Genomic DNA, 6513 nt, shown 5'->3' with positions numbered 1-6513 from the left:
TCCGACGCGCCGACGCCGGCGCTGCTGGCTTCGACGGCTCGGCGCCGGCGGCAGGGCCGGGGCTGGGGCGAGGGGCGGTGGTGGACCCCTCGGCGGACCCCTCGGCCGCGCCGGCGGCGGAGCTGGCAGCGCCCGAGTGATCCTCGGCAGCCGGGTCGTGGGCAGCCGGGTCCGCGGCGCCCGGGTGATCCTCGGCAGCCGGGTCGTGCGGGGAGCGCCGGGTCATGACACCGACACCGACTGCAGGTCATCCATCAGCCACTTGCCCTCGATCAGCCTCATGGTCACCTGCGATCGATTCTGGGCTGCGGTGCTGGACTTGCCGGTCGCGTCCACCCGCAGGGTGTCGGAGGCGACCACGATCACGGCCGACTTGCCGTCGAAGCTGACCAGGCCGGCCCCCGAGACCGAAGCGCCGGCGTCCTGCTTGAGCTGGGTGAGCCTGCTCTTCAGGGTCGCCTTGTTCGCCTGCCACTGGGTGGCCTTGGCCGGGGTCAGGCCCGCCAGCGCCACCGAGAAGTCGGCGTCGAAGCTCTTGCGGCGATAGGTCTGCAGGTTGATCGTCTGCTGCTTAGCGGCGTTGACGGCTGCTTGCTCGGCCGGACTGAGGCCACTGGCGCCACTGCTGCGGTGCGTCAGCCGCAGACCGATCAGCACGGCGGTGACCACCAGCAGGGCGGCGACCAGCGCAGCCAGGACGGGCAGCACGCCGCGTGGCAGCCCAGCACGTGCCGGTCGGGTCATCGCCGACTCCCTCATTCAGTGCTCCGGCTCAGCGCAGGCCGCCGGTGAGCAACGGCAGCCACGAATTGTCGGCCAGCAGCCCCGCCGCGGCCATCGAGCCGCCGAGCTGGACGGTGGCGGGCTGGTTGGACACCCGGGGGTAGACGGTACCCCCACCACCGGTGGTCACCGGATCGCCGCCCGGCGTGTTCTGAGCGCCTCGCACGCTGGTCACCGAGCCGCGCGGCATCGCGCACCGCGCCGAGGTGTTGATGGTGCTCGGCCCGGTCTCGCTGGGCCTGCGGATAGTGGTGCCCTCGTAGCCCGCTCGGCAGGACGGCGGGTCATCGACATTCATCACGAGTCCGAAGTGCGCGGTGCCGTCGCCCGGGGTGACGGTGAAGCCACCGGCCACAGCTGCCGGGTAGATCACCAGGATCGACTCGATGCCGTTCAGGTGCGAGACCATGATCTGGTTGACCGACGTCAGGTTGGCCAGCAGCAGATCCAGGTCCGAACGGTTACTGGCCAGAAACTGGCGCACGGTGTCCAGCTCGCCGGGCCCGTCGGTCAGCAGCGCCTTCAGGTCGCCGTCGCTGGCCTTGAGCTGCGCGGTCAGCAGGTTCAGGTTGTGCGCCCAGCCCTTGATGGCCGATCCGGAGTCCAGCTGGGTCTTCAGCGTCGTCTGCCCGTTGTCGATGAGCCTGAGCGTCTCGGGCAGCGCCTGCTGGGCCCGGGCCAGCAACTTGTCTCCTGCGTCCAGCAGCGCCTGCAGGTCCGGTCCGCGGCCTGCGAAGGCCTTGCCGAGCTCGGTGATCAGGATGTTCAACTTGGCTGAGTCGATGTCGGACACCAGGTCATCGAGGTTCTGCAGCAGCACCTGGGTCGCGATCGGCACCTGCCCGGCCTTGCTGAGCACCGCCCCGTCAGTGAGGTAGGGGCCCTCGACTCCGGCAGGTTCGATGTTGACGTACTGCTCGCCGACCGCAGAGCGGTTGGAGACGTAGGCCTGCGAGTCCACCGGGATCGCCGGCTTGGCGCAACTGGTGAGGTTGAGGTCCACCCGCACGCCACGGATCTGGCGTCCGTCGGCCCCGGCGTAGTCCAGCAGGTGCAGCTGGCCCACCTGGCCGACTGTGACGCCCCGGTAGGTGACCTCGGCGTCGGTGAAGATGCCGCCGGAGTCGGGGAAGTCGGCGCTCACCGTGCAACCGCTCGGGCCGAACAGCGTGGAGCCGAGGCCTACGTAGTTGAACCCGACGTAGCTCACACCGAGCAACGAGAGCACGACGAACAGCAGCAACTGGACCTTGGTCGATCGCCTGATCATGGCCCTCAGCCACCCAACCCGGTCAGCCCGCTGGCGGCCGGACTCGGAGCTTGCTGGGTCACCGGCAGAGGCGTCGGAGGCGGCTTGAGCAAGTTGTCCAGCAGGTGGGACAGGTTCAAATCGGCGGTCAGGTAGAGGTTGGTGTAGTCGCCCTTGACGCCGTTGACCGCGGTCCGCGGGAAGGGGTAGGTCGCCAGCAGTTCCAGGGACTTCGGCAGCGCCTCCCCGGCCAGAGTCAGCTGGGTCATCACCGGGTTCAGGCTGGTCAGCGCCGAGACGAAGTCGTCCTGGGAGGCGTTGACCACCTTGACGGCGACCGTGCTGAGCTTGTCCAGGCTGCGCAGCAGGGTGACGAACTGGGTCTTCTCATCCGCCAGGATCTTCACCGCCTGCGGCATGGTGTCCAGGGCGCCGGCCAGCACCTGCTTCTGGTTGTTCAGCCGTCGGGCCAGCGCGTCGAGGTTGTCGATGGCGCGCAGGATCCGCCCCTTCTGGGTGTTCAGGGCGGTGGTGAGGATGCTGGCCTGGGACAGCAGGCTGCGGATGTCACCGGTATGCCCGGACAGGACCTCGTTCAGCTCGTGGGTGATGGTCTTGATCTGCTCCAGGCCGCCGCCGTTGAGCAGCAGCGACAGCGCGCCCAGCACCGCCTCGAGCTCGGGAGTGGAGCCGGTGCGGCCGATGCCGATGTGCGGATAGGCGTAGCCGGCGTGCGGGGCGCGCGACAGCGGCACCGGGTCGCTGACCTCACCGGCCGGCGGGTAGGACAGCGACACGAACTTCTCGCCCAGCAGCGAGGTCTGCCGGACCTGGGCATGGGCGTTGGCGGGCAGAGTGACATCGCCGTTGACCACCACCTGCGCCCGAGCCTGCCAGCCCACCAGCGTGACCGACTCGACCTTGCCGACAGTCACGTCATTGACCTTGACCGAGGACTGCGGAACCAGGTCGAGCACGTCGTCGAAGTCGATCAGGACCCGGTACGGATGGCTGCCCAGGTCGGCGCCGCCGGGCAGCGGGGCCGAGTACAGGCCGTGGAAGCCGCACCCCGACAGTGCCAGCGCGGCCACCGTCGCCGCTGCCATGGGCCGACTCAGCCGGCCGGCCTGGCCGACCCGGCGGATGACCGCCGCCCTCAGCCGCGCCATCACCAGCCGCGTCATCACCAGCCGCGCCATCATGAACCGCCCAAGGGGGGTAGGCCGATGAGGCCGCCGACGCCGGGCGTCCCGTTGAGGATCGGCAGGCCGCCGATCACCTTGGCGATGGCCGTGCACGTGTCGGCGATGACCCCGGTGGCCGGCAGGTTCTTGGTGGCCTTGAGCGCTGCGCAGATCACGGCCGGGTCGAGCGGGTTCTGGGTGCCGCCGAGGTTGTCACGGGTGTCCAACGTCCCCGCCGCAGCGTTGTAGGTGTGGTTGAGGTTCGACAACGCCACCGGAGCGACGGCCAGCACCTCGTTCAGGGCGGCTCGCTGCTTGTTCAGCACGCCCACGACCTTCTTCATCCCGACGATGTCGGCGTGGAGGCTGTCACCGTGGGTCTTGAGGAAGCCGGCGATGTCGCGTAGCGCCGCGTTGAGGTTCTTCAGCGCGGCCGCCAGTGAGCCCCGCTCCTGCGCCAACGACGAGGTCACCTGGTCCAGTTGGGTGTTGAACTTGCGCACCTGCGCGTCGTTGGCGACCAGCGCGTCAGTGAAGACCTGCAGGTTCTTGACCGTCCCGAACAGGTCTTCGCGGCCCTCCGACAGCGTCCGCACCGCCTTGGACAGGTCCTGCACGGTGCTGCCCAGTGCCGCCCCGTTGCCGTCCAGGTTGGCCGCGCCTACGTCGATCAGGTTCGACAGCGGGCCCTTGCCGCCGGACGAGGACGAGTTGGCGCCCTTGGGGCCGAGCGCCACGTTCAGCTTGTCCAGGGCCGCGTAGATGTCATCGAGCTCGACCGGAGCCGCGGTCTGACTCATCGGAATGGCGGCGCCACCGGCCAGCACCGGGCAGCCGGAGGCGCACGAGTCGAAATCGGCCAACTGCACGTAGCGGTCTGACACCAACGACGGCGGGATGATCGCCGCGCGCACCACCTTGGCGTCGTCGGAGTAGGCCGGCAGCTTGATGTCCTTGTCGTACTTCATCTTGACCAGCACGCCGTCGCCGTCCGGCGTGACCTTGGTGATGGAGCCGATCTTGATGCCGTGCAGCCGGACGTCTGATCCGGCGTACAGGCCGACGGCCCGCTCGAAGCGGACCTGAACCGTCTTGGTCGAGTCTGGCCGCAGCACTGACACCAGCCCGGCGACCACGGCGACCAGGATGACCGCCGTGACCAGCTGGGACACCCGCTTGGGCATCGCGTGCGCGGGCATTACTGACCCACCCCGGTCATGGTGCCGAGCAGGCCGGCCGCCGACAGGTTCTGGATGTAGGTGTCAAACCACCGTCCGTTGCTCAAGGTGTTGGCGAAGACCCGGTAGAACGGGCCGAGCAGGGCCAGGCTGCGGTCGATGTTGTCGAGATTCTTCTCCAGGATGTCCAACACCCCTCTCAGCTGATCAAGGGCCGGCTTGAGCGCCCTGGTGTTGTCGCTGACCAGGCCCGAGATCTGCAGCGACAGCGCCGAGGTGTTCAGGAACAGGGTCCGGATCGCCTCTCGCCGGGCGTTGAGCTCGGTGAGCAGCAGGTTTCCATCGGTGAACAGCTTGGCGATCTCGGCGTCCCGATCGGCCAGCACGCCGGTCACCGCGTTGGCCCTGGCCAGCAGGGTGCGCAGCGCCTGGTCACGCGAGGCGATGGTGTTCGACAGCCGGGACAGCCCGTCCAGGGTCGCCCGGACCGAGGCCGGGGTGTTCTTGAAGGTCTCGGCGATCGTGTCCAGCGAGCGGCCCAAAGCCTTGGTGTCGATCGCGCCGACGGTCTTGGTGAGATCGGAGAAGGCCGGATAGATGTCGTAGGGCGTCAGGGTCCTGGCCAGCGGGATCTCCTCGGACGGGTTCTGCTTGCCCGCACCCTGGGAGTCCAGTTCGAGGTATTTGCGCCCGAGCACCGTCTTGATCTTGATGATCGCCTCGGTCTGGTCGCCGATGAACGCCTTCTTGACCCGGAACGACACCTTGACGTTGTGCGCCGTCGGGCCGTTCAGCGACACCCCGGTGACGGTGCCGACCTTGACCCCGGCGATCCGGACCTCGTCCTCAGCCACCAGGCCCGAGGCCTCGGAGAAGATGGCCGAGTACTGGGTGCCACCGCCGATGAGCGGCAGCTTGGCGGCGTTGAAGGACGCCCACAGCAGCGTCGCGATCAGCACCAGGCCGATGGCGCCGATGGTGACCGGGTTGCGAGAGGCGAACGAGCGCCCACGCGGCGCCCGCTTGAGCTTCTGGGACTTCAACAGCCTGGCCATCAGGAGCACCTCGCCGGCGGGAACGGCGTGGGCAGTCCCGGGGTCAGCTCGATGCCGCCGGGCAACACCACGGTGCCCTCCATCGAACACAGGTAGAAGTTGAACCACGATCCGTAGGTGGCGGTCCTGGTCAGCGTGGCCACCTTGTTGGGCAACCGTTGCAGCACGCCGTCGACGGTGCTGCCGCCGGCGTTGATGGTCTTGGCCAGCCCCGTCAGGTCCTCGATGTCCTGCTTGAGCGGCGGCCGGGACTTGTCCAGCAGGCCTGCGGTGGCCGAGGTCAGGTTGTTGATTCCGGTGATCGAGGCGCCGATGACGGCGCGATCCTCAGCCAGGCCCGAGACCCACCGCTGCAACTGCGTGATCAGGTCCGACAGCTTCTGATCGCGCTGGCCGAGCGTGTCCAGCACCGAGGACAGGTTGTCCACCAGGTCGCCGATGACCTTGTCCTTGTCAGCCACCGCCGACGTCAGCTCGGCGGTCTGGCGCATCAGGTTCTCGACCGTGCCGGCCTCGCCCTGCAACGTCTGGATGATCTGCGTCGACAAGCTGTTGATCTCCTCCGGGTTCAGCCCGCTGAAGAGCGGCTTGAAGCCGGCGAACAGGGTGCTCAGGTCCAGGGCGTTCTGGGTCTGGCTGAGCGGGATAACGGCCTTCGGCTTGAGCGTCGCCTCGGCTACCCCGGGGATCCGGCTGCCCTGCTCGATGGCCAGGTAACGCTGACCCACCAGGTTGCGAAAGCGCAGCTTGGCCCTCACCCAGCTCGACAGCGGACGGTCCACCGAGACGTTGAACTTGACCTGGGCCACGAACGGAGCAGTCGCGGAATCTGCGGCGTTCGGCTGGCGGACCAGCTTGATGCCCTGGATGGAGCCGACCCGCACCCCCGACACCCGGACATCGTCGCCGACCAGCAGGCCGGTCGCGTCGGTGAACAAGCCGTAATAGCTGTGGGCCTTGCCGTAGCCGGCGTTGGTGATGGTCGCCGCCAGCACATAGGTCGCCATCGCCGTCACCATCAGAAAGGCGATCAGCTTGACCAGTGGCGAGAGCAGGCCCCTCAT

6 protein-coding genes are annotated in these 6513 nt (G+C 68.2%); all 6 read right to left on the bottom strand.

Annotated features, from left to right (window positions below):
* Positions 1-222 precede the first annotated feature (222 nt).
* Genes VGB75_07440 through VGB75_07415 form a run of 6 tightly spaced genes read right to left on the bottom strand, consistent with a single transcriptional unit; the run spans position 223 to position 6513 of the window.
* Positions 223-744, bottom strand: coding sequence for a hypothetical protein (locus VGB75_07440; protein ID HEY0166857.1), 522 nt, complete (start codon positions 742-744; stop codon positions 223-225).
* A 28-nt stretch (positions 745-772) separates the two neighbouring features.
* Positions 773-2053 carry an MlaD family protein gene (locus VGB75_07435; GenBank protein HEY0166856.1) on the bottom strand — a complete coding sequence of 427 codons (1281 nt, stop codon included), beginning with the start codon at positions 2051-2053 and terminating at the stop codon, positions 773-775.
* Positions 2054-2058: 5 nt separating this feature from the next.
* Positions 2059-3234 (bottom strand): MCE family protein, encoded by a 1176-nt coding sequence (locus VGB75_07430; GenBank protein HEY0166855.1) that lies wholly within the window; start codon positions 3232-3234, stop codon positions 2059-2061.
* Entirely contained in the window at positions 3231-4415 is a 1185-nt protein-coding gene (locus tag VGB75_07425) for an MCE family protein (GenBank protein HEY0166854.1), read from the bottom strand. The genes VGB75_07430 and VGB75_07425 overlap by 4 nt, the downstream gene beginning before the upstream one ends.
* Complete coding sequence (locus tag VGB75_07420; protein HEY0166853.1) at positions 4415-5449, bottom strand: MCE family protein; 1035 nt, start codon at positions 5447-5449, stop codon at positions 4415-4417. The genes VGB75_07425 and VGB75_07420 overlap by 1 nt, the downstream gene beginning before the upstream one ends.
* Complete coding sequence (locus tag VGB75_07415) at positions 5449-6513, bottom strand: MlaD family protein (protein HEY0166852.1); 1065 nt, start codon at positions 6511-6513, stop codon at positions 5449-5451. The genes VGB75_07420 and VGB75_07415 overlap by 1 nt, the downstream gene beginning before the upstream one ends.

This window comes from Jatrophihabitans sp. (assembly GCA_036399055.1).
Taxonomy (GTDB): Bacteria; Actinomycetota; Actinomycetes; order Mycobacteriales; family Jatrophihabitantaceae; genus Jatrophihabitans_A.
This window is presented reverse-complemented; position numbering and strand designations above follow the sequence as displayed.

What these genes read in the sequence shown, in the direction of transcription:
- VGB75_07440 (HEY0166857.1), bottom strand. Translation starts at nt 744, where the DNA reads ATGACCCGACCGGCACGTGCTGGGCTGCCACGCGGCGTGCTGCCCGTC.
- VGB75_07435 (HEY0166856.1), bottom strand. Translation starts at nt 2,053, where the DNA reads ATGATCAGGCGATCGACCAAGGTCCAGTTGCTGCTGTTCGTCGTGCTC.
- VGB75_07430 (HEY0166855.1), bottom strand. Translation starts at nt 3,234, where the DNA reads ATGATGGCGCGGCTGGTGATGACGCGGCTGGTGATGGCGCGGCTGAGG.
- VGB75_07425 (HEY0166854.1), bottom strand. Translation starts at nt 4,415, where the DNA reads ATGCCCGCGCACGCGATGCCCAAGCGGGTGTCCCAGCTGGTCACGGCG.
- VGB75_07420 (HEY0166853.1), bottom strand. Translation starts at nt 5,449, where the DNA reads ATGGCCAGGCTGTTGAAGTCCCAGAAGCTCAAGCGGGCGCCGCGTGGG.
- VGB75_07415 (HEY0166852.1), bottom strand. Translation starts at nt 6,513, where the DNA reads ATGAGGGGCCTGCTCTCGCCACTGGTCAAGCTGATCGCCTTTCTGATG.